The organism is Brevibacillus laterosporus DSM 25 (assembly GCF_002706795.1).
GTDB lineage: Bacteria > Bacillota > Bacilli > Brevibacillales > Brevibacillaceae > Brevibacillus_B > Brevibacillus_B laterosporus.
In genome coordinates this window covers 473,459-497,223 of record NZ_CP017705.1, presented here as the reverse complement: position 1 = coordinate 497,223, position 23,765 = coordinate 473,459, and the positions used below count along the sequence as shown (strand labels likewise).

The following is a 23,765-nucleotide window of genomic DNA, read 5'->3' as shown; positions in this document are numbered from 1 at the left end:
TTTTCTAATTGATATGCAAAGCTTTTACGCAAGCGTTGAGAAAGCGGCTAATCCAGAACTTCGTGATCAAGCTGTCGTGGTGGCTGGTGATCCAAAGAGGCGGAGCGGTGTGGTACTAGCTGCTTGTTCGTTAGCGAAAGCATATGGTGTGACCACAGCAGAACCCTTGTGGAAAGCTGAACAAAAATGCCGACATCTTGTGGTAGTACGCCCCCGCATGCAACGTTATTTGGAGGTAGCAGCGCAAATTACGACTATCTTTGAATCCTTTACCGACTTAGTGGAGCCTTTCTCGATTGACGAACAGTTTCTCGATATTACGGGTAGCTTGCGATTATTTGGGAATGATCCAGAGGCGATTGCGACTAAGATTAGACAGCGTGTTCTCATGGAGACAGGAGTAGTCTGCCGAGTAGGAATTGGCGAAAATAAGGTTTTGGCTAAAATGGCTTGCGATATGGCTAAAAAGCAAGGGGATGGGATTTTTTGGCTCAAAAAAGAGAGGCTATCTGATACGCTGTGGCAGTTACCCATCGAAAAGCTGTTTGGCGTAGGTTCACGGATGAAACGTCATCTTCATCGGATGGGTATGTACAAGATTGGCCAGTTAGCAGAAACATCGCTTGATGTCATGATTAAACGTTTTGGAGTAAATGGAGAAGTGCTCTGGCGGACTGCACATGGCATTGATGAGTCACCTGTATCGGTTAAGGCGCATGATGTTCAGAAGGGGGTTGGTCATCATATGACATTACCACGTGACTATCATACAGCAGAAGAGATTAAGGTGGTTTTGTTGGAGTTATGTGAAGAAGTGTGTAGAAGAGCTAGAAGCAAGCAACTAATGGGCGGGGTCGTAGCTGTAGGATGCCGAGGAGCGGATTTTGACGTGCCGACAGGTTTTTTTCGACAGATGAAAATGCCAGAGCCAACCAACGATGTGATGACGATTTATGCAGTTGTCTTAGAATTGTTTGAGCGTCATTGGGAGCATTCCCCGGTACGTAGCGTGGGCGTTCACATTGGACAATTGACACCAGATGATGTTTGCCAGCTTAGTTTATTTGAAGACAAAATGAAAAAGCGATCTCTTGCCTACACCATGGATGGCATTCGATCTCGCTTTGGCAATGATGCGATTATACGCGCAGTATCGATACTCTCGGCTGGTCAAGTGAAGGAGAGGGCACACAAGATTGGGGGGCACTATAAATGAGTCAGCCAGCCGTTCCACTTGAGTGGCAGGAGCATGTGCGCGAATCTATTTTATTTGGTTTGTTGTTTAAAGTAGCGATGGTGGACCAGCAGACTTTGCGACAGATTCCATTGTCTCTCTCCTATGTTCATTTATTGGATCACCTGTCTCGTTGGGCAGAGCGTAGACATCATTATCTGCGCAGAGCCCTACTAGACAGAGGATGCGAAGTGATTGGCACACAGACCAAAGGGGGCTTATATCGAGTACAGGTTAGGCTCAACGGCTATGTACACGAGCTACGCTATTCCCCCGAATTATTACGGGCAGAATGTCAGGCACGTGTCCAACAATGGCTGACGGGAGAGAAGCAACCAGATGATGTAGGAAAAGGTAGCACAAGCAGGGGCTTGGTTAAAAACCAAAGATTGATATGAACCTGTATGCTACTACCATCTACCTGCATGCTCTTACTCTCTACGGTTAAATCTTTACGTTCTCAGCATGCTTAGCTAGCTCTCTTTTCATGCGCTTTCCACGTGTCATTAAAAAGAACAAATAAACGAGCAAATAGGTAACCATAGCTAAAGCAGAGATGCGATACATGATTGCATAATTGGCACTCGATGCTACTACGCCGAGCAACATAGAACCGATGGCAACTCCTAAGTCAATGGAGTTGAGAAAAGCAGCATTAGCCATTCCTCGCTTATCTGGGCTTACTTCCTTAATGATCCAAGCCTGCATGGAGGGTTGCAAGGTTCCGTAGCCTAATCCATACAACACAGCCGAACAAATCAAACCTATCATACCAGTCGTGAAGGAGAGAGCAAGTAGACCAGCGATTACGAACAAAGCACCAGGAATCAGAACGGATACATGCCCTTTTTGGTCAAAAATCTTGCCGGATAGAGGACGAATACACAGAATAGCTAAGGCATTAAACAAAAAGAAGTTACCTACATTGTCAATTTGTATTTCCTTTCCAAATAAGGCCAAAAAGCTAAGTAAACCTCCATAAGTAACTGATAGCAAAAGATTTAGCAAACAGGGAAGCAAGACGTTCTTATCCAGAAAGGGAGAGCGACTATTGGATGGCACGGATTCTCGCACCGATTGCGTAATGGACGCCTTAGCATCTGTTGGCATAGTAGGCTCAGCATTTCCAGCTGCAACTGATTCTTGCTTAGGTAAAACAAGGTACAGCAAAGGAAAAATCAATAAAATCAACAGGGTAGAAGAGGCGGTCAATGCACCAAAGCCATACGTTGCTAACACCCATAATCCAATCATCGGCGCAATAGACATAGCTAGGCTGGTAGATAGACCGAAGTAACCCATACCTTCTCCCATACGGCGAATTGGTATGACATGAGAAACCATTGTGGGAAAGGTGGTACTAGACATCCCAAAGCCAATTCCATAACAAACGCGCATAACAAGCAAGACGGCAATAGTTCCACACCAATAGTATCCGGCTGTAGAGAGGGCAGCAATTACTAATCCTGTGAATAGTAGGAAAGAGATCTTCCCCCGCTTCAAGAGTTCCCCTGCGAATAACCGCGTCACAATGGCAGACAAGGCAAAGAGACTTGTTACTAGACTGATCGTAAAATCAGTAGCATAGAAGGTCTCTTTGACATAGGCCGGGAAAGCGGGAAGGATCATTTGTAAGTTAAGAAATAACAACAGATTACAGACTGTTAACAGTATAAATTTTTTGGACCAAAGTTTCTCTTGTTCTCCTATCAAAACGTACCACTCCTAAGACTCTATCTGTTTTTGAGCATTCTCACTCATTTGTTGTAAAAGCTGTTTCATAAACGCTAGATCAGCATCCGAGATGTTGTGGAGTGCTTCCTGAATCGTTTGTTGCTCGATGGGGAGTGTCTGTTTGACCATTTCCTTGCCAGCATCGGTTAAGAAAAGCAAAAAAGCACGACGATCATTTTCAGACGTTTTTTTGTGAATCAAGCCTTTTTTATATAGTGCATCTAAAATTCGGGTTGTTGTTGGCTGATCTTTGGATGTACGGTGTGCTAGTTCTTTTTGATTAATACCGTCTTGTTTATCCAATTGATACAAAAGTGAAAATTGCTCGGTAGTAATGTCAAATTCCTTTAAGCGTGAAGAGAGCAGATAAACGATCTTGCGGTAGGTCTGACCCAGCATAAAGCCGATAGAGTCCTCAGAAACAATTTGTTTACTCAAAGGGGCTCCTCCTTTCTTAGGAAAAATACTTGCTACAACAATTATATGTAAGACAATTATTCTTGTAAATATATGTAGTTGAAACAAATTTTTAGTATCATTGAAAAATGAAAAAAGAAAGCAGTGACAATCATGAAAAACAAGCCTGTTTCCAGGAAAGAAAATCTTTTTGCGTCTAGCCGATTTATCTTGCCAGAGCATCGAGACCTATATTTACGAATGAAAGCAGAGCAAGAAAGATACTGTCCACCTGACTTAGACGAGGAGGAGCGTGCCACTATTAGTGCCATATTATTTCAAGGTTTACAACAAAAGCGTTTGCTGACACTGCGTTATTACGATGATAAGGGAGAACAACGTATTATCGGGCATGCTCTGCATGTTGATCCTGTGTCACAACGACTTAAGCTACAGACACAGAACGGGGTGTCTTGGATTAGCTACCAGACTATTTTGGCTGCTGAAGTGGAGGATATCTGGTGAAAATTTGTGAGGATCGGAAAATAAATCGAGGAAAAAAATAAAATAAATGTGAGTAAATATCATGGAAATAGAGAGAAAATGAGTAGTAACGCAAAAAATCATGATCCGCCAAGATTGAACGATCTATTTTACGTTTCCAACTGAATTTATAGATTTTTCGCTGGAATTTTGCGTGAAAATGCATTTTGCATTGGAAAGCGTTTTGGCTGTATTGTATGTAACGTGAGATTTTTACGAAAACACGTGAGCACAAAAGGGGATTACAAATGTTAGCACAAGAGATGGGCATGGTTTTAACCAAGCACGCGGAAGTAATGGATGCGAAGCGCTGGGCGAATCTGATTGAACAGATGGAAAAGAAAGGTTTGTACGTCGTGATCGAGACAGATACCAACTGCCGCATGCTCAGTCCACTAGGTGGATTGATGCCGATGCCTTCAAAAAATCAACAGCTGACGGTTTTGACAGAAGAAGAATTGCTAGCAAAAGGCCTAGATATTGGCCATCATATTGTAAAAAAGCAAGTAGATGTCGCTAGCGGATCATAAAAAGGATCAAACGAAAAAACAACAAACAATGAAACCCACAAACAATGAAACCCACAAACCCACAAAATGAAACTAATGACACCAATGCAGCTGCCATAGGGCTCTCTTTCTTAGGAAGAGAGCTTTTTATTCCTGCTCTATTGACCGCCTTTTCCTCCTGCCGACATTAGTCATAAGCGAGTTGTAGATTGTTGACATACTCCTAAAAAGGAAAACAGACTGACTCAGATGGGCCAGCCTGCATGCGTGTTTTTGATAAAATGTATACATCCAAATAAAATACTAAGTTAGTTACATATAAATAAAAAATATGAATAAAAAATATGAATGACAAAGTAGCCTAGTTTTGTTTCCTCGATAGCTGTTGCTGCAATTGGCTAAGCAAGCGTTTCGTTTCGGGAGTCAGAGAAGGTAGTTCAGGAGCTAGCCTTCGTTTTTGCCGATACATAATCATACTCCATTCTTGTTCTTGTGCTAGCCAGATTCGACGTTTGATCTGCTCCCATCGTCGGGACGCCAATGAGATCGGTACGCGAAAAGCTTGAGCTAGCTGGTTTAACCAATCCCTTTCGTATGTAGGCATAGGTAATGTTTGAAGTAAATAAAAGGGCATAGCTGCGTACAATTGAAAGTGCCCTGCTTGCATTTCCTGTAAGTCACGTAGAGCGGGTGGCAATGACAATTGATTGCCAGAATGGCGCAATGGATGACATAATTCATGAAAAAATTCGGCTCGTCGTTCTACTTCTGACAAATGCTGATGTAAAAAAATCAGAAAGTCTCCACTATTCTCGCACCATCTTACGTGGGATGGTAATCTTGTAAAAGCAATTTCGCCTCCAAATAACTCTGCAATCTCTTCTAGGTGTAATTCCTCAGGAGCTAGAAATCCATGTCGTTGATACCTAGCTGTAATCCATTCCTCTAAGGGTGTCATTTGATATAATTCGAGATTCATGAAAACCTCCTCCTCCTAAATTATAACTCAAAAATAAGAATATTTGTTCGTATTCCAAAGAAATATCCTTCATAATTTTATATTGTGATCGTATCTAAGAAAAAAAAGGATAATTGCAAGCGTACGGGACGCATCCAATTATCCTTTTTCTTTTTGTATGGGGAGAAACAGCTATGCTTTGGCTCCCGCAACTACTTTAAATTCTTTCCCATTTAAGATTTCTTTGCGTAATCTCAACATTTTCTGGTCTAGGCTATTGGCTGCTTCAGCTGCTTCAGTCAATTCATGCAAGACATAAGGTGGTACTTGTTTATCGTACTTATAAAACAAAATATGCTCTAGGCTGGCCCAGAAATCCATGGCTAAGGTCCGTAGTTGAATTTCTGCGTTTACCCATTGTATTCCTTCATTTAAGACGAGAGGGACCTGAACGATGAGATGCAAGCTTTGATAGCCATTTGGTTTTGGAGAGGCTATGTAATCTTTGATCTCTACAAGACGCAAATCTTCTCGTTGTTTAAAATGGTCCGCAATGCGATAGATGTCTTCAACAAAGGCACAAACGATCCGAACACCAGCTACATCAAACAGCTTGTCTCGCACGCTTTCTAAAGTCTTTGGCAATCGTTTACGCTCCAGCTTTTTCATGATACTAGCCGGCTCTTTTAAACGTGTTTTGATATGTTCAATAGGGGAGTATCCATCTTGCAATTTCCATTCTGTATTCACAATCATGATCTTCGTTTCCAATTCACGTAAAGCGAATTGATAATGAAAGGCCATGTTTTTCCAAACATCCATATTTTCTAGCATAGGTACGCTCCTTGTATTTCTGTGACTTTGACGCTAAGCCTGAATGCAGTTCAAGGCATGGCATGGTGAGCAATATTAACTTTATTGTACCTGATGGTTGTGGGAGAAATATGTAAGCGGCGAAAAAGGACGTTGCTGATCGAAAACAGCAACGTCAGAAAAGGATATATGACATCATTTCAAACGAAACGGCTCTCGGCCCTTGGTAAACAACGGTCTCCATCATTTAAACAATATTTTTACGTAGAAGCAATAACAACTTCATGTGTTATCAATGTAAGATGAATGATTAAGCCGAAGTAGTTTGACGCTGAAAGCCTTTAAATCGTGTTCCTTGATAAGAAATAATACCATGGTCTCCTTCGACTAACAGCCCATATTGCGGTCCAGTCAATTGAAATTCTTTGCGCTCGCCATTCTCCAATTCAAATGTGACATAATATGAGGTGTGAGAAGCATGATTTTCAGAGCGACCAGACACTTGAAGACGCTTTGAAATAATATGAGCTTGTTTATTTTCGACAGGAGAATTATTATTTTTCGTCCAAATAAATAGGGCACGACCAAAAACGAAAATAAAGCCACCAATCACAATAACAGGAATAACGTTAGACATAAAAGAGAACATGAAACCAAACATGGGTGATCCAGGCTCGAGCGGATTAGAAAAGAACAAAGTGGAATCCTCCTAATTACAAAAATAGAGAATATTCACTTGTATTATAGCATAAGTATCAGTTTTTTACAGTTTATACCACCTTGTGAATTAGAATAGGTGTCACATAGCCTTCAATAAGTGCTGCAAGTAACACAAGCGGTAAAATGACCAAAATATAGGTTTTAAGTGACTGGATGATGGCTTTTTTAACGGAATAATGATGGCGATTGCGTGAAAATAAACGGCGAAATACAGTAAGACTAAGAAAAATACCAACACTCCCACTTAAAAAGATAGCAATCATCTCAATAATACCGTGGGGGAGGATTCCGTAAACTAAGATATTTATCCAAGGTTGATTCTGAATAGCAACGGAAGCAAGTAAAATACTAATCGTGCTAATTGTGATGATCGCTGAGAAAGCAGGTAAAATAATCAGCGGAATAATTCCGACTAAGACAGATAGGAAGGTCGCTTGAACATTATTTTTAAAAATAGTCCAGAAAAAATATGTGGATGTACCGCCTGACTTGATCCCTTTTGCTTCAAAGGCTTGAGCGAGTGTTGCCAACAGCTCTTTGACCGTTTGCGGATTTTTTACAATGAGCATATAAAAAACAACAGCGATGACTAAGGATACCAGCATAATAGTCCAAAAACTTTTCTTGTAATCTTGACGGAAATGTTCCCATTCTTGGGCATACAAATCACGTAGCATAGCACTTCTCCCCTTATCAGTTAAGAATAATGGTTTGTCTACTTGGTTATGTACACCTACAATCATGAACGAAACAATAATAGGTAAATAGCATGGTCAATGCTCACCTCAGTTCTGTAAAGCTCTACATGATTCGTGGGTGTGGATCTTATTTTCCTTTCCTAAAGATTTATAACGATATTATTTATATTACCATCCAAGTAAATTTAAGAACACGTCGAGCATGAATTCCTATGGTACGAAATATCGTTCTGGTTTTATAAGGATGTAAAGCTAGGCAAAGCACCTAAAAAATATTTTTCTATGAAAAAGAAAGGCAGAAGATGATGTCATGATTGGGAAAACAATGGTAAAATGAAAGGAACAAAGCCTTCTCCACCTAGAATGTAAGCTTAAAACGTCACAATTTTAAGCTTACAGTCCAAGCCAAGAGAAAGGAGTGTTTCTTTGATCAATCAAAAAAATCAAAAACTACGCTGGGCGGCTTGGATTAGTTTATCTTTGTTTCTTCTTCTGAAAGCCTCCTTTCCACATAACACCACGCTCCTATACCGCCTTTTACAGCAGATAGGAATTCCTACCAGAATAGAGACATTTCATGTAGATGGTATATTGCTTTTATTATTATTTTTCTTCGTACTTGCTCTTTTCCTGAAAGAATACGGGACAGGTAAAACAATTTTGACACTATGGATTGCTGTACCAGTAGCAACATACCTTCTTGTAGGTGGTTTTCAATATTTTATTGCCACTGGTGTCTACGCTCTCGATTATGAGAAGAAAAGAAGCTCCTGTCACTACCAAAAGGAATCAGATGGATTGGTTAAAGGAAGCTGCCAATTTCGTATCAAAAATTATGGTGGTAAAGAAGTCCATTTCTCAATAGATATGCCGTTTCGTCTATTCGATGATAACTATATTCAGTCGGAACCGTTGCGAGCAGAGTATGTGATTCAACCACGTGCAGAAGAGATTTTTGAAATGCCGTTTCAAATCCGTCTAGCTCAAACAATTCCAACCGATGAACCGGAAAGAATAGGGGGAGGCAGCATTTCAAGTCCAGTCCTTTGGTGAAAGAGTTTTTATTTTGGCAGAACGATCTGTAACGTTTGCAAATTAGAGCCGTCTGTGTTCACTGTTCTAAGCTGATAAGAGGGTTCAGCAGGCCAGCCAATATCCTCTAAGAAAAGTAGCTTGTTCTGTTTATGAAAATAGACAGGTGAATTAGCATGTTTTTGTAAAGTGGTGATTTGCTTGGCTTGTTTGGTTTCTAGATCCATGGTGAACAATTCGTATTCATACGTTTTGTTTGATGAAGCAAGTGAAACAGCCACAAAGGAAATCTGCTTCTCATCTGGTGAAAAATGAACGTCATACATCTCAGGTGTTCCAAGTGCATCGTTTACTGGTAAATAGCTAGCCAGTGTCTTTCCTTGAGGATCGGTAGCAAATAGTGACAGTTTATCTTGACTAAAGTCGCGCTTGTCAGATGAATTTGTAAATTTGGTGAAGAATAACTTTTGTCCGTCTGATGATACTGACAAGTCTGTCATCTGATATTCTTTATCATGTGTAATTTGTCGTTTGTTCTTCCCCTGTACATTAATAGAAAAAAGATCATATTCATGAGGGCGTTTAGAAGCGATTGGAGAGTAGTTTTTAAATACTCCAGCTTTTAAATAATAGATTGTTTGATTATCAGGAGTAAAAACGGCGTCCGTGATCAGCTCATCAGGCTCAGATAAAAGATGTAGTTCAGAGCCATCTGCATTCATAACGTAAAGTGCTTGTTCAGTGGTCTTTTTTTCTGCTTCTGTACGTCGAGCCAGAGTAAGGATCTTTTTCCCATCGCTTGAGTAGACGGGCTGAAACAAAGAATGACCAGAAAGACTTGCTAGCTTTTTGACGTCTGTTCCATCTGGATTTGCTGTATAAAGACTAGCTACCCCATTCACGGAGTAGGAAAATAGCAACCGAGAGTCATCGGGAGCAATATCAACCCCTGCTTCCAAACCTGTTTTTCCCGCATCCATTCCAGTGGTAGATGCATACAGAGAACCTGTCGCCCAAAGACCGATTGTTAGACAAAATGCAATCCCTAAAAATAACCAATTGCGCGTTTTTTTGTTCATTTATATCACCTCTTGTATTTTTTCGTTAGAAAGAACAAAGAAAGCCGACAAAAACAGCAGAGAAAACCCCGAAGAGCAATCCTAGAAATGGCATTCTACCAATTAACTTGTACTGAAGCCAATAGAGACAGGCCCATCCGAGGAGAAAACATATAGGAAAAATAGTGAAAATCCAGCCGAAAAATAGAATACCACTTGACCATTTTATAATCGGATATAGCAATACTAACAGTAAGGTTACATTTGCTGTATGAATTACGTTTCTTTGTTTACGCTCCGAGAGGGCTAAGTGTAAAGGTTTTTTCCAAGCCGTCATCAGGAGTGTAAGCCAAGAGAGAAGAAGTAATAAAGCAGTGTTAGCCAACAATAGATTACGCATCCATTTTGTTCCTAAAAAAGCGACATATGACCAATACAAAAAGAGTAGAGTGAGTAAAATGAGAATCGTGCTGATCAAAAGTTTGCGCAGGAAAATATGCTCTGGATTCCAATAGAACCAAAGTAATGAACTACCAAGTAGCATTCCAATTACCATAGGGAGAGGAATATATGCCTGTAAAATAAACAGGGCGTATAAGTAATGAAGAATGGTGAATAAAATGGAGCCTGCTCCCACAAGCAATAACAATAGACGATAATGCGGAGCTTGGGATTCTTGTAATTCTTCACCAATCTCCTGCTCACCACCAAAATCACGAATGGCTAACTGTTCAGCCTCCTCAGGTGAATAACCAGCTTGCAGATAATCACGTTGTAATTGGTGCAGATGGTCCAGAAACTCTTCTGCTAGCTCAATTCGATCCTGCTCACTAAATTCTCCATGTGATAAAATAGAGGAGACATACTCTTCCATTCGATTCATACAAAACCCTTGGATACCTTACTCACCAGTGAGTGAATCGTGTTCCACTCCGATACTTTCCGCTGTAATTCCTCTATGCCAGCATCTGTAATTTGATAATATTTGCGTCTTCCTTGAGCCTCATTGTCTCCCCAATACGAGGTGACCCATCCTTTTTTATGTAGTCGATTTAAGGCCGGATAAAGAGTACCCTCACTCATGTGATACAAATTATCACTTTTTTCCTTTAATTCTTTTGTGATTTCATAACCGTACATATCACGTTCAGAAATTAAAGAGAGTAACAAAATGTCGATGCTTCCTTTCATTAGTTCCTTATCCAATAAGCTCAGCCCCTTTTATTTTTTTACATTGTATAACGATGTATCTTGTATTGCAATACGATGTATGTAATTTATTCATAATGAAAACAGCCCTTTCTTGGAATGGCGTAATACCATCCAGTAATAGGGCTGTTTTAGATCAAACATTCAGCTTGATTGCTTGTCGCCATGCTGTTGGTTCGCTCCCATCTAGCTGTGTTTTGGAAGTAACAGATTGTTCAAAGACAGAGGATTAGCTTCCATTAGTAGATCACGTTGTGCAGTTAATTAAAATCCGTTAACTGCTTTGTATGCATTTACGCGACCATTTAGGTAGCTAGAGCCTGTAACAGGTGTTTGATCAGCTGTAGATAGTACACGATCAACGATTTGTTGGTTTGTAGCACCAGGTTGTTTACCCCAAGTTAATGCTAGAACAGATACCGCAACTGGAGTAGCCATGGACGTACCAGACATATTGGTGTAGCCACTGTTTTTGTAAGTGGAGTATACAGATACACCAGGAGCAGCAATGTCAACCCATTTTCCGTAGTTGGAGAAATAAGCAAGTCCATCATTAGAATCAGTAGCTGCTACAGCAAGTACGTTGTTGTAGGCAGCTGGGTAGGTAAGAGAGGAGGATCCGTTGTTACCTGCGGCAGCTACGATGATTTTGTTTTTGCCCCAAGCATAGTTAATGGCATCTTGGAAAGATTGTTGGAAAGAACCCCCACCAAGTGACATAGAGATGATGTCAGCTCCATTATCAGTAGCCCATGTTACACCATTGATGATGTCAGCCGTGTAGCCTGAACCTTGAGCATTTAGAACCTTTACCGGAATAATTTTAGCTGAACCATCAACACCGCTAACCCCAATACCATTGTCACCGATAGCTGCAGCTAGACCTGCGCAGTGCGTACCATGACCATGGTCATCATTAGGAGAAGTTACACCAGGGACAAAGCTCTTACCAGATAATAGGCTATTTTTTAGATCAGGATGGTCTAATTGAACACCAGTATCTAAGATAGCTATTTTCTTTTGGGACCCTTTAATAATATCCCATGCACCATATGAGTTAATTTTGTTGTGGTGCCATTGGCTACTGATTAGAGGATCGTTTGGTGTGTAATCTACATGATACAGCATGTTGTATTCAACGGATTCTACGTTTGGATCAGCTAAATACTTTTGTTTGAAATCCTCAGCTTGTCCATCTGGAACTTTTACTAGTTGCCACTCTGACTTTCCATTGCCCAACTCCTCTACTTCTTCAGCACCTAAAGTAGAATGAATTTGTTCTGTGTTAATAGGTTCTAGTGTGTGTTTAAATTTTACCAATATTTCGTCATCTTTAAATTCACCTGTTGCGGGAGCATCAGCGGTTTGTACTTGATGCTCAACTTTTTCAGTCATTGAAGCGAAAACATTGATAGGTAAGATAGTGGCTAACGCGGTGCAAAGAGATAGGACTTTTAGTGATTTCTTCATTTTTAACAACATCTCCTTTTAAAATATTTTGTTACTAGTCTAAATTATACGAAAATTACGAAAAAACACAATATATAACTTATCGACAAAAAATGTCTAAAAATATCATTTTATGTCAGAATGTTAATTTTAAAATAACAATCAAATTCATTATTATTTTAAGGTAGGCCTTGCTTTTCTGTAAAAAAATAAATAAACACATATAAAAGTTTGATATATCCGTTTATATTAGGACAAGCTATATTCGTAAGCAACCTCGGACTGTAGAAACAATTTAGTAACATGTTAGGGAAATAAAGAAAAAATGGACTGAATTCGTTGAAATAAATTTATGGAATAATCAAAAAATATTAGAGCGAGCAGTGCGTCAGTGGATCTAAAAAACATAAATTGTAAATTTTAGAAAAATCAGGTTATTATTTACTTTCCATTCACGATGGCTAGTATCAAATAAAGGATGTCCTGAATTGCTGTAACGATTCAGATTGTATGGTGCATGATTATCCAACAAATCAATATATGTCATGCTGACGCCTGATGAAAGTGGGAGATGGATCAGCTTCGGACAACGATAGGATTTTTCCTGTTCCATTGTCAGAGACTTCCATGTAAAATCTGTGAGGTTCTTCGTTTAACGAATCTATATATATTCAGCCGGTGTTTTTCTTAGTAGACTATCATAGGTAAGAAACGGTAAAAAAACATGATTAGTACCTCATCTTGTTTGCCGTTCTGGAGGCTATAGCTCGCACTTTTCTCACTTTGTTTGTGAGAGGAAAGAGCCTCTGTGGTCAAGTGAGGAGCTTTAAGGCTAATAGACTGAAAAAAGAATAAAAAAGCAATGATGAAAAAATACGGAAAGTAAAAAATCGTGAGCAAACACTCACAGCATTCACACTGATAATTGCATAGCAAGATACGAAGAGGAAAAGGTTAATAATATCCATTTTTTATTCGTTATAAATACTTATCGAAGTGCCAAGTTTGTTACGTGTAAAAAATGGTAATGAATCGACTGAAATGGCGTTTTGTTAGGCAACATGAGTGGATTGGTACCATTTGAGAGCCTGGGATTATGGTGGGACGACTGTGCTTGAAATTGGAATTCTTCTACCGAACAAAACGAATTATGATTGAATATCCAGCAGGAAAAGTCATTGCTTTTGCACAAATAGTAAAAAAGAGACGAATGGGTGGAAATTTTACAATCAAGGAGAGGATAGAATGCTGATTTTAAGGCAACAGGAAGTGAAGCAGTTACTTAGCATGAAAGAAGCCATTGAAGCCGTAAAAAATTCTCTGATTGAATTTTCTAATAACAGAACCGTTAATCCAATTCGATTGTCTGTACCTGTGAAACAGGGAAACGGTACGGCCTTGTTCATGCCTGCTCTTGTACCAGCTATGGAGAGTCTTGGAATGAAGTATGTTTCGGTTTTTCCTGATAATAAGACAAAGGGGAAGTCTACCATTACAGGGCTCATGATCCTCTCTGATGTGAAGACGGGTGAACCACTTATGTTGTTAGATGCTTCTTATTTGACAATTGTACGTACGGGTGCGGCATCCGGTCTAGCTACCCAGTATCTAGCGCGTCAGGATGCCAGCATTCTTGGTGTGATTGGAACTGGGGCACAATCGCAGGGATTGATCTCTGCTATGCTAGCGGTTCGCCCGCTTAAGGAGATTCGGTTATATAATCGCACACAGCAAAAGGCAGAACAATGTAAAGCAGAGCTACAGCAGTCCCCACAAGGAAGAGATTTGCTGATACAAGTGGTACCAGAGGCAAATCAAGCTGTTGTGGGCGCAGATATTGTAATTACAGCAACCAATGCAATGAAGCCAGTTTTTTCGGCAGACGCAATATCGGCAGGGATTCACATCAATGCAGTAGGATCTTTTCAACCTAATATGCAAGAGATTCCTACAGAAGTAGTTACGAAGGCAAGTAAAGTGATTGTAGAAGCTAGGGAAGCCGCTTTAGAGGAAACGGGAGACTTGTTACTTCCTATACAGGAGGGAGTTTTTTCTAGCCAACATGTGCATGCAGAGTTAGGTGAGATTGCAGCCGGTCAAAAACCTGGGAGAGAAAAAGCGGATGAGATTACATTATTTAAATCAGTAGGCCTAGCTGTAATGGACGTGGTTTTGGCTCAGGCAATGTATAAGAAAGCGAAACAGGCGGGCGTAGGTCAAGAAATTGAGCTTGTGTAGACAACATGTGTAATCGCGAAAAGGAAAGGAAGTTAACTTGTACCTAATAGTACCAGAAAAGCTCGGGATGTAATGTACACAAAGGAGGAGCAAATCATGGATAAACTAGGAAAATTCGAGCATCAATGGAGGTGCTTGGTCTTAATATTTATGAACTATTTTTCTCGCAAAAAGCGGAAAACATCCTGATGTAACCTAACAAGGTTGTAACGATCGAGCCAGGGATATATCTACCAGGCGTCGGAGCTGCGTATTGAGATGGTGTGTGGGTAAGAGAAAGTGACAGCTTCATTATAACGAAATCTCTTCGTGACTTCATTTATCCGTAAACATTATATTTCTTGCAAAATGATGCCTGTATAAATATAACTAAAAAAGCTTAGAGAATAGGGTAATACGTGAATGTTAGTATCGTGTAAACAAAGAGAATCGAAATGAAGATAGACCTCCTTTAGTGATATTATCCCCTTTTAGTAGACAGTAAGAAGCAAGACCCCTTACTGTATTAACTAGGAGGGGAATTTTCTATGGGGGAAATTAGAAAAACATATTCAAAGGATTTTAAGTTAAAAGCCGTACGGCTTTATTTGAGCGGTGAACAAGGGTACAAAACACTTACAAGGGATCTCGGCATTAGTGACCCTTCTATTTTAAGAAGATGGGTTGATCATTATAGAAAGGAAGGTATACAGGGACTAGATGAAAAACGCGGGAGAACAAAAAATCCTCTTAGAGGAAGACCACGAATAAGGCCAGAGAGTACGGAGGAAGAGATAGTTCGATTACGTGCAGAGAACGAATTCTTAAAAAAGTGGCTAGGTCTAGAAAAGAGGTGAAACCGAAAGATAAATGCTGTTTTTTCGAGCTTATTAAAGAATTGTCTAAAAAGTATTCTATTACTTTATTGTGTAAAATTACGAAAGTATCTCGTAGTGGTTTTTACAAGTGGCTTTCTCGTGAGAAACACCCCACCTCAAAACAATTGGTAAATGAAAAATTAAGAGAAATGATCATGGAGTGTCATCAAGAGGTCAAAGGTATTTACGGGTATCCCCGAATAAAAGTGTGGTTATTTAGAAGGTACGGGCTAAAAGTCAATCATAAACGTGTGTATCGCATTATGAAGGAACTTGGGATACAAGCGCTAATCCGTAAAAAACGAAAATTCTTTGGGCGCAAAGAGAAGGTTGTCATCTCCGAAAACAAGCTGAATCGAAATTTTTGCGCCTCACGGCCAAATGAGAAATGGGCTACAGATATTACCTACATACTATTTAATGGTCGCCGTCTTTATCTGTCTGTCATATACGACATGTATAACAACGAAGTTGTTGCCTACAAAACAAGCAAACGTAATGATTTACGACTCGTAATGGATACCGTAAAATTAGCGATTAAAAAGCGGGATGTAAGCGGAGTCCTCCTACACAGTGATCAAGGATACCAGTACACCTCAAAGCAGTATAACCAGTTCCTTCAGCAATATAAAATCGTAGCAAGTATGTCTAGAAAAGGTAACTGTTTAGATAACGCCTGTATTGAGGGGTTCTTTGGGCATTTAAAAACAGAGTGTTTGTACCTTCATTCGTTTCAAACAGATAAAGAAGTGGAAGAAGCTCTTCACGGTTACATTAATTTCTATAATCAGCAACGGTTTCAATCTCGATTAAAAAACCTGAGTCCGATAGAATACCGAACTCAGGTAGCCTAGATGGGGCTTGTTTAAAGTTGTCTACTTGACAGGGGCAAGATCATAGTAGCATAATTAGGGAGGTCTACTTGTTACATACTGGTTTCATAGAACTTTTACCATTCCTGTGAATCGAGTAAAACCCCCTTAAAACAAGCATGCTATAACTACTGGGGGTGTTAGCATGAAACAAATCTATACAGGCATTATATGGAGCTCAGCAATGGTACTGACCCTATCTTTATTGGGATGTTCTACTCATTCTCCAGGTGGCACGAATACGCAAATTGGCATTCAGGATTACAAAAGTGATCGTCGCAATAACCATGAGTTTGTAGAACCTGGACCAGTGAAGATGATGTACCAAGGAAAAAATACAAATAGCTATCAGTTAACCGCCGTGGAAGAACGCGCAAAAAAAGTACCTGGAGTTCTTGATGCAAAAGCGATTATTTATGGAGATACCATGGTAATCGGTGTGATCACGGATGGAACTCCTAACGGAAAGTATGAACGAAAACCGATCCAACGTGATCCAACGAGTGAACTTCGACCAAAGCTAAGTTTAAAATTAAATGTTGATGGACACGACAATCGCATTATTCGTGGAATACGAGACACATTAATTCGTCAGGATAAGGCACGTCTCGTCTTTATTACTCCTGATTATAAAATGTACAAGCGAATTCTATCTATCCATGACAGATTGTTGGCAGGCCAGTATGTTGACGATAGTGAATTCAGACGTTTAATCAACGATGTAGGCGCATATACAGAAGGGTTCAGTGCTTACTAGAGATTGATAGGCATGCGGGTACTTGGTAAAGTACCTGCTACCTTGCTTTTAAGGGAAAGATACAGAATGATATCACACTTCACAAAAGTGATAAGAACATAGAGGGATTGATTGTGCGATTGGATATGTATTACAAGTAACAAAAATAACAATCAACTCGTCATATATTTGACAGCCAATACCCAGCAGATAAAACAATTACGACAGTTCCCACTTAAAAACAAGTAACACTTTTATTGTAATGGTACCGTTCATTGAGTCTCACAATCGGTAACCAGTTTTACACAATGAAAGTCTCCTTGAACTGAAGGGGGAGCGGGAGCGGATGGAAGTGGATGTGACATGTTGCCATGACTACGAATAAAAATCAAAAACAGTTACATGAGGCCCGTAGGCTGTTTTTGCATGAATTAACAAATCAACTAAAGAGCATAGAGGAGCACCTGGGGCATTATGTGTATGAACAAAATTGGCAGTCGGCCCAAGAAATCTACCGCATTGCCCATACCTTGAAGGGGAGTGCACCTATCTTTGGATTAGTGGCAATTGGGAAAGTAGCTGATTTATTGGTGAAGGAATTTGAATGGACACAATTAGATTGTAGAATAAGATTAGCTCCGGAACAGTTTGGTATGGCTCACATGCTAATTAGTCAATTAAAAATGGAACAGAGCTTTAGTAAGGAAGAAATGTTACAAGAAGAGAAACAATGGAATGAAGAGGATCAGCTAGTAAATAAACAAGCATATCGATTACTTCTAATTGATGACGATGATGTTTTGCGAACCTATCTGGTCAAACGTCTCTCTCAAGAGGGATATCTAGTGGAAGCGGCAGCCAATGTGGAAGAGGCGAAGCATTTATTATGGGAGCGGGCCTTTGATCTCATCATGTTAGATCTAATGATGCATCCTCAATCTGGATATGAGATTTTTGATTATGTGAGAAATGATCTCGTTTTAAAGTGGATTCCACTCGTCGTATTATCTGGAAAGAAAGATAGCAAGGATAAGATTAGGTGTTATCGGATGGGGGCGGACCATTACGTAACCAAACCCTTTCATTTTGAAGAACTGGAGGCCTGTATTTATCGCTTGCTTACCAGAACCCAGCACTATGAACACATGGCTTTCCGTGACCCGTTAACAGGAGTGAACAATCGACGTTATTTCGATCATCAGTTGCAGGTTGAATTGGCTCAAACCCGCAGGAAACAGGAACCCATTTCTATTGCTTTTATTGATATCGATTATTTTAAAAAGATTAATGATATATACGGACATCATATTGGTGACTTAGTATTACAAGGTTTAGGTCGTATCATACAGCAAAATTTACGTGCAACAGATTTATTAGCGCGATATGGCGGAGAAGAATTTGTAATCGCCTTCCCTGGTACATCTGCTGAACAGGCTACAATGGTGTTAGAGCGAATCCGAGATCAGTTACAACAAGCTCCTGTTGTACAAATAGATGGGCAAGATTTTCATATTACTTTCTCGGCAGGTGTTGCAGATTGGGACAAAATGATGCCAAACCAAAAATGGTTGGAGCAGGCTGATCAAGCTATGTATGAGGCAAAGCGTCAAGGACGTAACCAAATTGTTAGGGTTAAGCTCGATATGGATGAACCTGAGAATGATTTGGAAGCAAATCAGAAAAAATGTTTGCTGATAGCTGACGATGATCAAATGATTCGTTCCATAATAAGAACAAAGCTTGCTCATCTAGGAGTAGATATCATAGAAGCAACAGATGGGGAAGAGGCGCTGGAAGCTATGAGAAATAAGCGACCACAGCTTTGTATTTTGGACGGAATTATGCCTAAAATAGATGGATTTTCATTGTTGAAGATAATTCGACAAGATCAGAATTTACGCAAGATGAGAATTATGATGCTTTCAGCACGAAATACGGAGAAAGATATCGTACAAGGATTGTCGTTAGGGGCAGACGATTATATGTCGAAACCGTTTTCAATGCTTGAATTGGAATTACGTGTAAAGAGATTGTTGTATGTCGAGTAATAACAAACATATATGTGTATAAAAAAGAGTAAGAGGCTTACTATCAAGAGATTCTTACTCTTTTTTCTGTAATAAAAAAGCATCATAAAAAAGTAAAGGCATCATTTCCTTGGAAATAATACCTTTAATCGACAAAAAGTAGCATGAAACCTAACGTTTATAAGTCGCCGGCACCTTTACGTAATTTAACTAACAAATGTAATAATTGTTGTTGTTCATCTTTTGATAGAGGAGCAAAAAAACTATTTTGATAGTGCTCACGGATTTTAATTAATGATTCTTCTACCATGCTCTGATACTTATCTACTAGTTTAACCACATAACTACGGGAATCTTGGGGATGTGCTTCCTTATAAATAAATCCCTTTTTAAATAAACCTGGCAAAATGCGGGAGATAGTCGTTTTGTCACGTAAGGTAATCTCCCCTAGTTCCGTTGGGGTAACACCATTTGTTTTATATAATACAGCAAGCATTTGCCACTGTTCAGGGGTTAGATCGTAAGGCTTTAATACCTTATTGGTTTCCTCACGGGTAAGCTGACCAATTCGGTGAAGATTATGACCTAAACTATTACATACATCAGCTAAGTACGAGCTAGGATTCATAAACAGGGTCCTTTCCATTCAAAAAGCATTTTCTTTTTATATAACCACAGATAGAAAACTTCGTCAAAGCGAGACACATAACGACTTTGTGTATAGTATAAGAAAACAGAAAAAGAAAAAGCGGATAAGATCGTATGATTTATAAGTACATTTCCTTCATCCATGAACAAATGCTTGTTTAAAAATCGTTGCATTTTAGAAGGGATTTATGAGATTGATGCTAGGGATTTTAAGCTTGTAGAACATTATCATAGGGAAAAGAAATGATGATGGGGGAGCGAGTAAAGCATGAATGAAAATGCAAATTTACATGTAAATATGAGAGTCACAGGCTTTAGTCATATCACTTTACAGGTCTCAAATCTGGAACAATCTCTACGTTTTTATTGTGAGAAATTGCAAATGAAACTGGTGCATCAAGGCAGAGCAGATGCTTACTTGGAATGGGGGAGTGCTTGGATATGTCTATTGGAAAGGACGGAAATATTTCCGATCGAATTAGAACGGCAGTATTTTCATCATTGTGCTTTCTATATGAACGAGGAGGATTTTGACAGAGCAGTGGAGTTGCTACGTATGAAGGAAATCACGATAGTAAAAGGTCCTATCCTTCGTGGAGGCGGCAAAAGTATATATTTTCATGATCCCGATAAGATTATGCTAGAACTACATACAAGCACTTTACATCAAAGGATGAGCAATTGGACCTAATTCGTTATTTTGTGCCTTATTTTGGGAAAGGAACAGAATATCCTTTTTCTGGGATGCTATAGGGAATGTTTCAACTTGAAATGAGTAGTATCAGTGGGTAAAATGAACTAAAGAATATGGTTCTAAAGATTTACTCCTGATTGATATGAAACAGCGTCCAGCTTGGGGGAGGTATCAAATTGAGATATCGATATGGAGGAGCAGGTCTTGGATTTCTGCTCGGTTGCTTGTGGTGGTGGCTTGGCGCCGTTTCTCAGGTCTCTTTTCAAGCTGTCTATGTTCCATTTTTTTTAGCAGTTCTTCAGGGGGCAGGGGGCTTTTATTTTGGAAAAATACTTGAGGATTACAAAAAACAGGCTCATCATGATTCTCTAACAGAGGTTCTGGTTAATCGACAGTTTTTTAAGATGATGGACAGGGAAATTCAGAAAGCGAAAATCTACGAATATTCAGTCACATTGCTGGTTATTGATCTGGATCATTTTAAAAAATACAATGATGAACATGGTCACTTGGAAGGCGATAAAATCTTGAAGCGATTCGCAAGGTTTTTACGTGAAAATGTAAGGGGAAACGATCTGGTTGGACGTTGGGGAGGAGAGGAATTTGTGGTTCTACTTCCGCATACTTGCCTAGAGGCAGGAGTGGATGTAGGTCTACGTTTGCAAAACAAAATTAGACAACAAATAGGTGAAGTGACGGTTAGTATAGGAGTGGCTTCCTATCCAGATCATGCTACTACAGCTGCCGAACTTACTGCCTATGCAGACCAAATTATGTATCAAGCAAAAAAACAACGTGATTGCTTATATTGTGGTCCAGTGGGTGGCGAGATAAAATTTTGGCATCGAGATACCAACCCCGTTCCATTACATGAACATATACATGAATGTATGTAACAACGTACACAATAGAAATGAGAGGATGAAACCAGGATACTCTCTGGTTTTTTTAATGACATAAAAGAATGGAGATCATCTGATACGAATGACCTATTGATTTGGCAAGCAAACATTTTGTTAACAATCTGTTATCTAATACCAAGAAATATCTAAATGATACCAGTTAATCTATGTATAAATTATAAATAAATGTAAATGAAGGTATTTTTTATTTATTTTTCATGAAGGAAAGAAAGGATTTTTTTACAAAAAAACAGGAAATGAAATCGCTGAAAACCCTGTCATCTAGCGGTTTATGAAATCTTATTAATATCTTTACAAAAACTTAACATAGTTTTGTCGAATTTTGACTATAAATCAATTTACGTAGAAATACATGTTTTATATAATCGTAGAGGTGATAATTCTGAAGGAGTGAGATTTCTTCCATGATCAAATCTAACAAAACAACATTCTTCGATCTTTTTGAACAGCAAGCTGCGACTGTACATAAAGGTTCCCATCTCTTTTTTGAAATGGTTAGCAACTACCAAAATTTACAGGAGAGAGTAGCTGAAATTAAAGCAGTTGAAAAAGAAGGCGATGCTGTTGTTCGTCAAATAATGAACCAGTTAAACTCAACATTTATCACACCGTTGGAACGTGAGGATATTCACGCGTTGGCTCATACACTGGATTCCGTTATTGACTTGATTGATAGTACTGCAGAATGCATGTATCTCTACCAAGTGAAACAAGTAGACAAGCGTGTTCTAGCTCAAGCTAACATCTTACACCAACTAACCTCTAAACTAATTGAATTGATTCGCACTCTACGTAAGCTGGATCATAAAGTGGTAGAGGGTATCGCAAAAGATATTAAAGCTCTTGAACATGAATCAGACGCGAATTATCGCAAAATGGTATCTGAGCTGTTAAATACACCAGGGCAAGACCCAATTGAAGCGATTAAGTTGAAAGAGATTTATGAGAAACTGGAAGACTGTGCTGATTTTGCTGAGGATGTTTCTAATCTGGTTGAAGGGATTGTGCTGAAGAATGCTTAATCTGTCGCCAGAATTAATCATCCTGATTCTTGTGGTGATTATGGCTTTAAGCTTTGACTTTATCAATGGATTTCACGATACAGCCAATGCAATTGCTACCTCGGTGTCAACTCGTGCACTAAGCCCGCGTACGGCCATTCTTATGGCTGCTATCTTTAACTTGGTCGGTGCACTTACTTATACAGGTGTTGCCAAAACGATTGGTAGCGATATTGCTAATCCATTTGAATTGCAAAATGGTTTAGTCGTAGTACTTGCTGCATTGGTCGCTGCGATTCTTTGGAACCTGATTACTTGGTTTGGGATTCCGAGCTCTTCATCGCATGCGTTAATCGGCGGAATTGCGGGTGCGGTTGTAGGAGCTGAAGGCTTTAGTGCGGTTAATTATGGTGGCTTTATAAAAATCATTCAGGGCTTGATTTTTTCCCCGCTTATTGCCTTTGTGATTGGATTTATTGTTATTAAGCTCGTTTCCAAAATCGTTGCTAACATGCCTTATCACAAGACTAATAGAGGCTTCCGTTATTTACAGGTGCTGTCTGCTTCTTGGCAAGCATTTAGCCATGGTGCGAATGATGCACAGAAGACGATGGGGATCATCACTTTTGCAATGGTTTCTGGTGGATTTGCTACAACAACAGATATTCCTCTATGGGTTAAGGTATCCGCCGCTCTTGCAATGGCATTTGGTACTTCTGTTGGTGGATGGAGAATTATCAAAACGCTAGGTGGAAAGATTATGAAGATCAAGCCGATTTCCGGTTTTTCTGCTGATATTTCCTCTGCGTTTATCATTACTCTATTTACGATCCTGAAATTGCCGGTTAGTACCACTCATGTTATTTCCTCCGCTATTATGGGGGTGGGTGCCTCGCAGAAATTCTCTGCTGTTAAGTGGGGGGTTGCGGGACGTATCGTCTTCACGTGGGTGATTACACTTCCAATAGTAGCTCTATTAGCTGCCATCAGCTATCGTGTTCTTGATGTATTTCTATAAGATTTTACAATAGTTAGGTTATAAAGCTAAAAGCTAGGACACTCCTGTTAAGCGTTGCCAGAGAGTGGGCCTAGCTTTTATTTCGATTTTTTGGATAGAATGAAAAGGAATATAACACAAGTTATTTTGACGGAGCAGGATTCCAGCACTGTCAAAATCATAAAACACTCCTTCTTCCGTATGATGGGAAGTAAGAGGATTCGAAGTGTTGGTTTGTTGATAATACACAATAACAAAGTGATCCAGATATTCCTCTAAAAGTTCACTGGTCATTCTTTCAGCCCTCCCTTATCAGAAATGCCTGTCGATTATGACTGTATATCCAGTATGACCTTTTCATATTTTTTTTAAACGAGCAAAAAACCCTTTAAAAAACAAAAGCATCCTGTCCCTCTTAC

26 protein-coding genes are annotated in these 23,765 nt (G+C 39.5%); 14 read left to right on the top strand and 12 right to left on the bottom strand.

All coding sequences use genetic code 11. The features are described 5' to 3' along the window. The first annotated feature begins 13 nt into the window (after positions 1-13). Complete coding sequence (gene dinB / locus BrL25_RS02370; RefSeq protein ID WP_051088590.1) at positions 14-1,216, top strand: DNA polymerase IV; 1,203 nt, start codon at positions 14-16, stop codon at positions 1,214-1,216. Next, positions 1,213-1,632 carry a YhjD family protein gene (locus BrL25_RS02365; RefSeq protein WP_018671754.1) on the top strand — a complete coding sequence of 140 codons (420 nt, stop codon included), beginning with the start codon at positions 1,213-1,215 and terminating at the stop codon, positions 1,630-1,632. The genes dinB and BrL25_RS02365 overlap by 4 nt, the downstream gene beginning before the upstream one ends. 46 nt (positions 1,633-1,678) lie before the next feature. On the opposite strand, the gene BrL25_RS02360 is transcribed toward BrL25_RS02365, so the two are convergent. Continuing rightward, positions 1,679-2,947, bottom strand: a complete 1,269-nt coding sequence (locus tag BrL25_RS02360) for an MFS transporter (protein WP_018671753.1) — start codon at positions 2,945-2,947, stop codon at positions 1,679-1,681. Between the two features lie 12 nt (positions 2,948-2,959). Further along, complete coding sequence (locus BrL25_RS02355; RefSeq protein ID WP_018671752.1) at positions 2,960-3,406, bottom strand: MarR family winged helix-turn-helix transcriptional regulator; 447 nt, start codon at positions 3,404-3,406, stop codon at positions 2,960-2,962. 132 nt (positions 3,407-3,538) lie between these two features. On the opposite strand from BrL25_RS02355, the gene BrL25_RS02350 reads away from it, so the two are divergent. Both BrL25_RS02350 and BrL25_RS02345 read left to right on the top strand, forming a co-directional pair. Then, positions 3,539-3,889, top strand: coding sequence for a YolD-like family protein (locus BrL25_RS02350; RefSeq protein WP_018671751.1), 351 nt, complete (start codon positions 3,539-3,541; stop codon positions 3,887-3,889). A 266-nt stretch (positions 3,890-4,155) separates the two neighbouring features. Continuing rightward, complete coding sequence (locus BrL25_RS02345) at positions 4,156-4,437, top strand: hypothetical protein (RefSeq protein ID WP_003341509.1); 282 nt, start codon at positions 4,156-4,158, stop codon at positions 4,435-4,437. Positions 4,438-4,777: 340 nt separating this feature from the next. Here BrL25_RS02345 and BrL25_RS02340 read toward each other — a convergent pair whose 3' ends face one another. The 4 genes from BrL25_RS02340 to BrL25_RS02325 form a co-directional block, all read right to left on the bottom strand. Further along, on the bottom strand, positions 4,778-5,395 hold the full coding sequence (locus tag BrL25_RS02340; RefSeq protein ID WP_018671750.1) for an ImmA/IrrE family metallo-endopeptidase: 618 nt from the start codon (positions 5,393-5,395) through the stop codon (positions 4,778-4,780). Positions 5,396-5,566: 171 nt separating this feature from the next. Then, a complete protein-coding gene (locus tag BrL25_RS02335; RefSeq protein ID WP_018671749.1) occupies positions 5,567-6,208 on the bottom strand; it encodes a GTP pyrophosphokinase in 642 nt (213 codons plus the stop codon). Positions 6,209-6,497: 289 nt separating this feature from the next. Further along, positions 6,498-6,884: a DUF2500 domain-containing protein gene (locus BrL25_RS02330; protein ID WP_018671748.1), complete on the bottom strand. Its 387-nt coding sequence runs from the start codon at positions 6,882-6,884 to the stop codon at positions 6,498-6,500. Positions 6,885-6,957: 73 nt separating this feature from the next. Continuing rightward, a complete protein-coding gene (locus BrL25_RS02325) occupies positions 6,958-7,584 on the bottom strand; it encodes a stage II sporulation protein M (RefSeq protein ID WP_018671747.1) in 627 nt (208 codons plus the stop codon). A 447-nt stretch (positions 7,585-8,031) separates the two neighbouring features. Here BrL25_RS02325 and BrL25_RS02320 point away from each other — a divergent pair, with 447 nt between their 5' ends. Then, the gene (locus tag BrL25_RS02320) at positions 8,032-8,658 is read left to right on the top strand and encodes a hypothetical protein (protein WP_018671746.1); all 627 of its coding nucleotides are present in this window, start codon (positions 8,032-8,034) and stop codon (positions 8,656-8,658) included. 8 nt (positions 8,659-8,666) lie between these two features. Here BrL25_RS02320 and BrL25_RS02315 read toward each other — a convergent pair whose 3' ends face one another. The 4 genes from BrL25_RS02315 to BrL25_RS02300 all read right to left on the bottom strand — a co-directional run bounded on the left by BrL25_RS02315 (position 8,667) and on the right by BrL25_RS02300 (position 12,374). Then, a complete protein-coding gene (locus BrL25_RS02315; RefSeq protein ID WP_018671745.1) occupies positions 8,667-9,716 on the bottom strand; it encodes a TolB family protein in 1,050 nt (349 codons plus the stop codon). A gap of 25 nt (positions 9,717-9,741) precedes the next feature. Continuing rightward, positions 9,742-10,578 (bottom strand): permease prefix domain 1-containing protein, encoded by an 837-nt coding sequence (locus tag BrL25_RS02310; RefSeq protein WP_018671744.1) that lies wholly within the window; start codon positions 10,576-10,578, stop codon positions 9,742-9,744. Continuing rightward, positions 10,575-10,901 (bottom strand): PadR family transcriptional regulator, encoded by a 327-nt coding sequence (locus BrL25_RS02305; RefSeq protein ID WP_018671743.1) that lies wholly within the window; start codon positions 10,899-10,901, stop codon positions 10,575-10,577. Before BrL25_RS02305 ends, BrL25_RS02310 begins: the two co-directional genes overlap by 4 nt. 267 nt (positions 10,902-11,168) lie before the next feature. Then, positions 11,169-12,374: a S8 family peptidase gene (locus tag BrL25_RS02300; RefSeq protein WP_018671742.1), complete on the bottom strand. Its 1,206-nt coding sequence runs from the start codon at positions 12,372-12,374 to the stop codon at positions 11,169-11,171. Between the two features lie 1,224 nt (positions 12,375-13,598). On the opposite strand from BrL25_RS02300, the gene BrL25_RS02290 reads away from it, so the two are divergent. From BrL25_RS02290 to BrL25_RS02270, 5 genes are all read left to right on the top strand, one after another. After that, positions 13,599-14,591 (top strand): ornithine cyclodeaminase family protein, encoded by a 993-nt coding sequence (locus tag BrL25_RS02290; RefSeq protein ID WP_018671739.1) that lies wholly within the window; start codon positions 13,599-13,601, stop codon positions 14,589-14,591. Between the two features lie 527 nt (positions 14,592-15,118). Beyond that, positions 15,119-15,427 (top strand): transposase, encoded by a 309-nt coding sequence (locus BrL25_RS02285; RefSeq protein ID WP_099327224.1) that lies wholly within the window; start codon positions 15,119-15,121, stop codon positions 15,425-15,427. After that, a complete protein-coding gene (locus BrL25_RS02280; protein WP_236848055.1) occupies positions 15,424-16,302 on the top strand; it encodes an IS3 family transposase in 879 nt (292 codons plus the stop codon). Before BrL25_RS02285 ends, BrL25_RS02280 begins: the two co-directional genes overlap by 4 nt. 163 nt (positions 16,303-16,465) lie before the next feature. Continuing rightward, positions 16,466-17,077 carry a YhcN/YlaJ family sporulation lipoprotein gene (locus BrL25_RS02275; RefSeq protein ID WP_018670757.1) on the top strand — a complete coding sequence of 204 codons (612 nt, stop codon included), beginning with the start codon at positions 16,466-16,468 and terminating at the stop codon, positions 17,075-17,077. A gap of 350 nt (positions 17,078-17,427) precedes the next feature. After that, positions 17,428-19,104 (top strand): GGDEF domain-containing response regulator, encoded by a 1,677-nt coding sequence (locus BrL25_RS02270; protein WP_018670758.1) that lies wholly within the window; start codon positions 17,428-17,430, stop codon positions 19,102-19,104. Positions 19,105-19,261: 157 nt separating this feature from the next. Here BrL25_RS02270 and BrL25_RS02265 read toward each other — a convergent pair whose 3' ends face one another. After that, positions 19,262-19,711 (bottom strand): MarR family winged helix-turn-helix transcriptional regulator, encoded by a 450-nt coding sequence (locus BrL25_RS02265; RefSeq protein ID WP_018670759.1) that lies wholly within the window; start codon positions 19,709-19,711, stop codon positions 19,262-19,264. A 318-nt stretch (positions 19,712-20,029) separates the two neighbouring features. Here BrL25_RS02265 and BrL25_RS02260 point away from each other — a divergent pair, with 318 nt between their 5' ends. From BrL25_RS02260 to BrL25_RS02245, 4 genes are all read left to right on the top strand, one after another. Next, the gene (locus tag BrL25_RS02260) at positions 20,030-20,422 is read left to right on the top strand and encodes a VOC family protein (protein WP_026315083.1); all 393 of its coding nucleotides are present in this window, start codon (positions 20,030-20,032) and stop codon (positions 20,420-20,422) included. Positions 20,423-20,601: 179 nt separating this feature from the next. Beyond that, on the top strand, positions 20,602-21,321 hold the full coding sequence (locus tag BrL25_RS02255; RefSeq protein ID WP_018670761.1) for a GGDEF domain-containing protein: 720 nt from the start codon (positions 20,602-20,604) through the stop codon (positions 21,319-21,321). Positions 21,322-21,752: 431 nt separating this feature from the next. Beyond that, positions 21,753-22,370, top strand: coding sequence for a DUF47 domain-containing protein (locus tag BrL25_RS02250; RefSeq protein WP_018670762.1), 618 nt, complete (start codon positions 21,753-21,755; stop codon positions 22,368-22,370). Then, entirely contained in the window at positions 22,363-23,367 is a 1,005-nt protein-coding gene (locus tag BrL25_RS02245; RefSeq protein ID WP_018670763.1) for an inorganic phosphate transporter, read from the top strand. Before BrL25_RS02250 ends, BrL25_RS02245 begins: the two co-directional genes overlap by 8 nt. 33 nt (positions 23,368-23,400) lie before the next feature. Here BrL25_RS02245 and BrL25_RS02240 read toward each other — a convergent pair whose 3' ends face one another. Further along, positions 23,401-23,640: a hypothetical protein gene (locus tag BrL25_RS02240; protein ID WP_018670764.1), complete on the bottom strand. Its 240-nt coding sequence runs from the start codon at positions 23,638-23,640 to the stop codon at positions 23,401-23,403. Between the last annotated feature and the right edge of the window lie 125 nt (positions 23,641-23,765).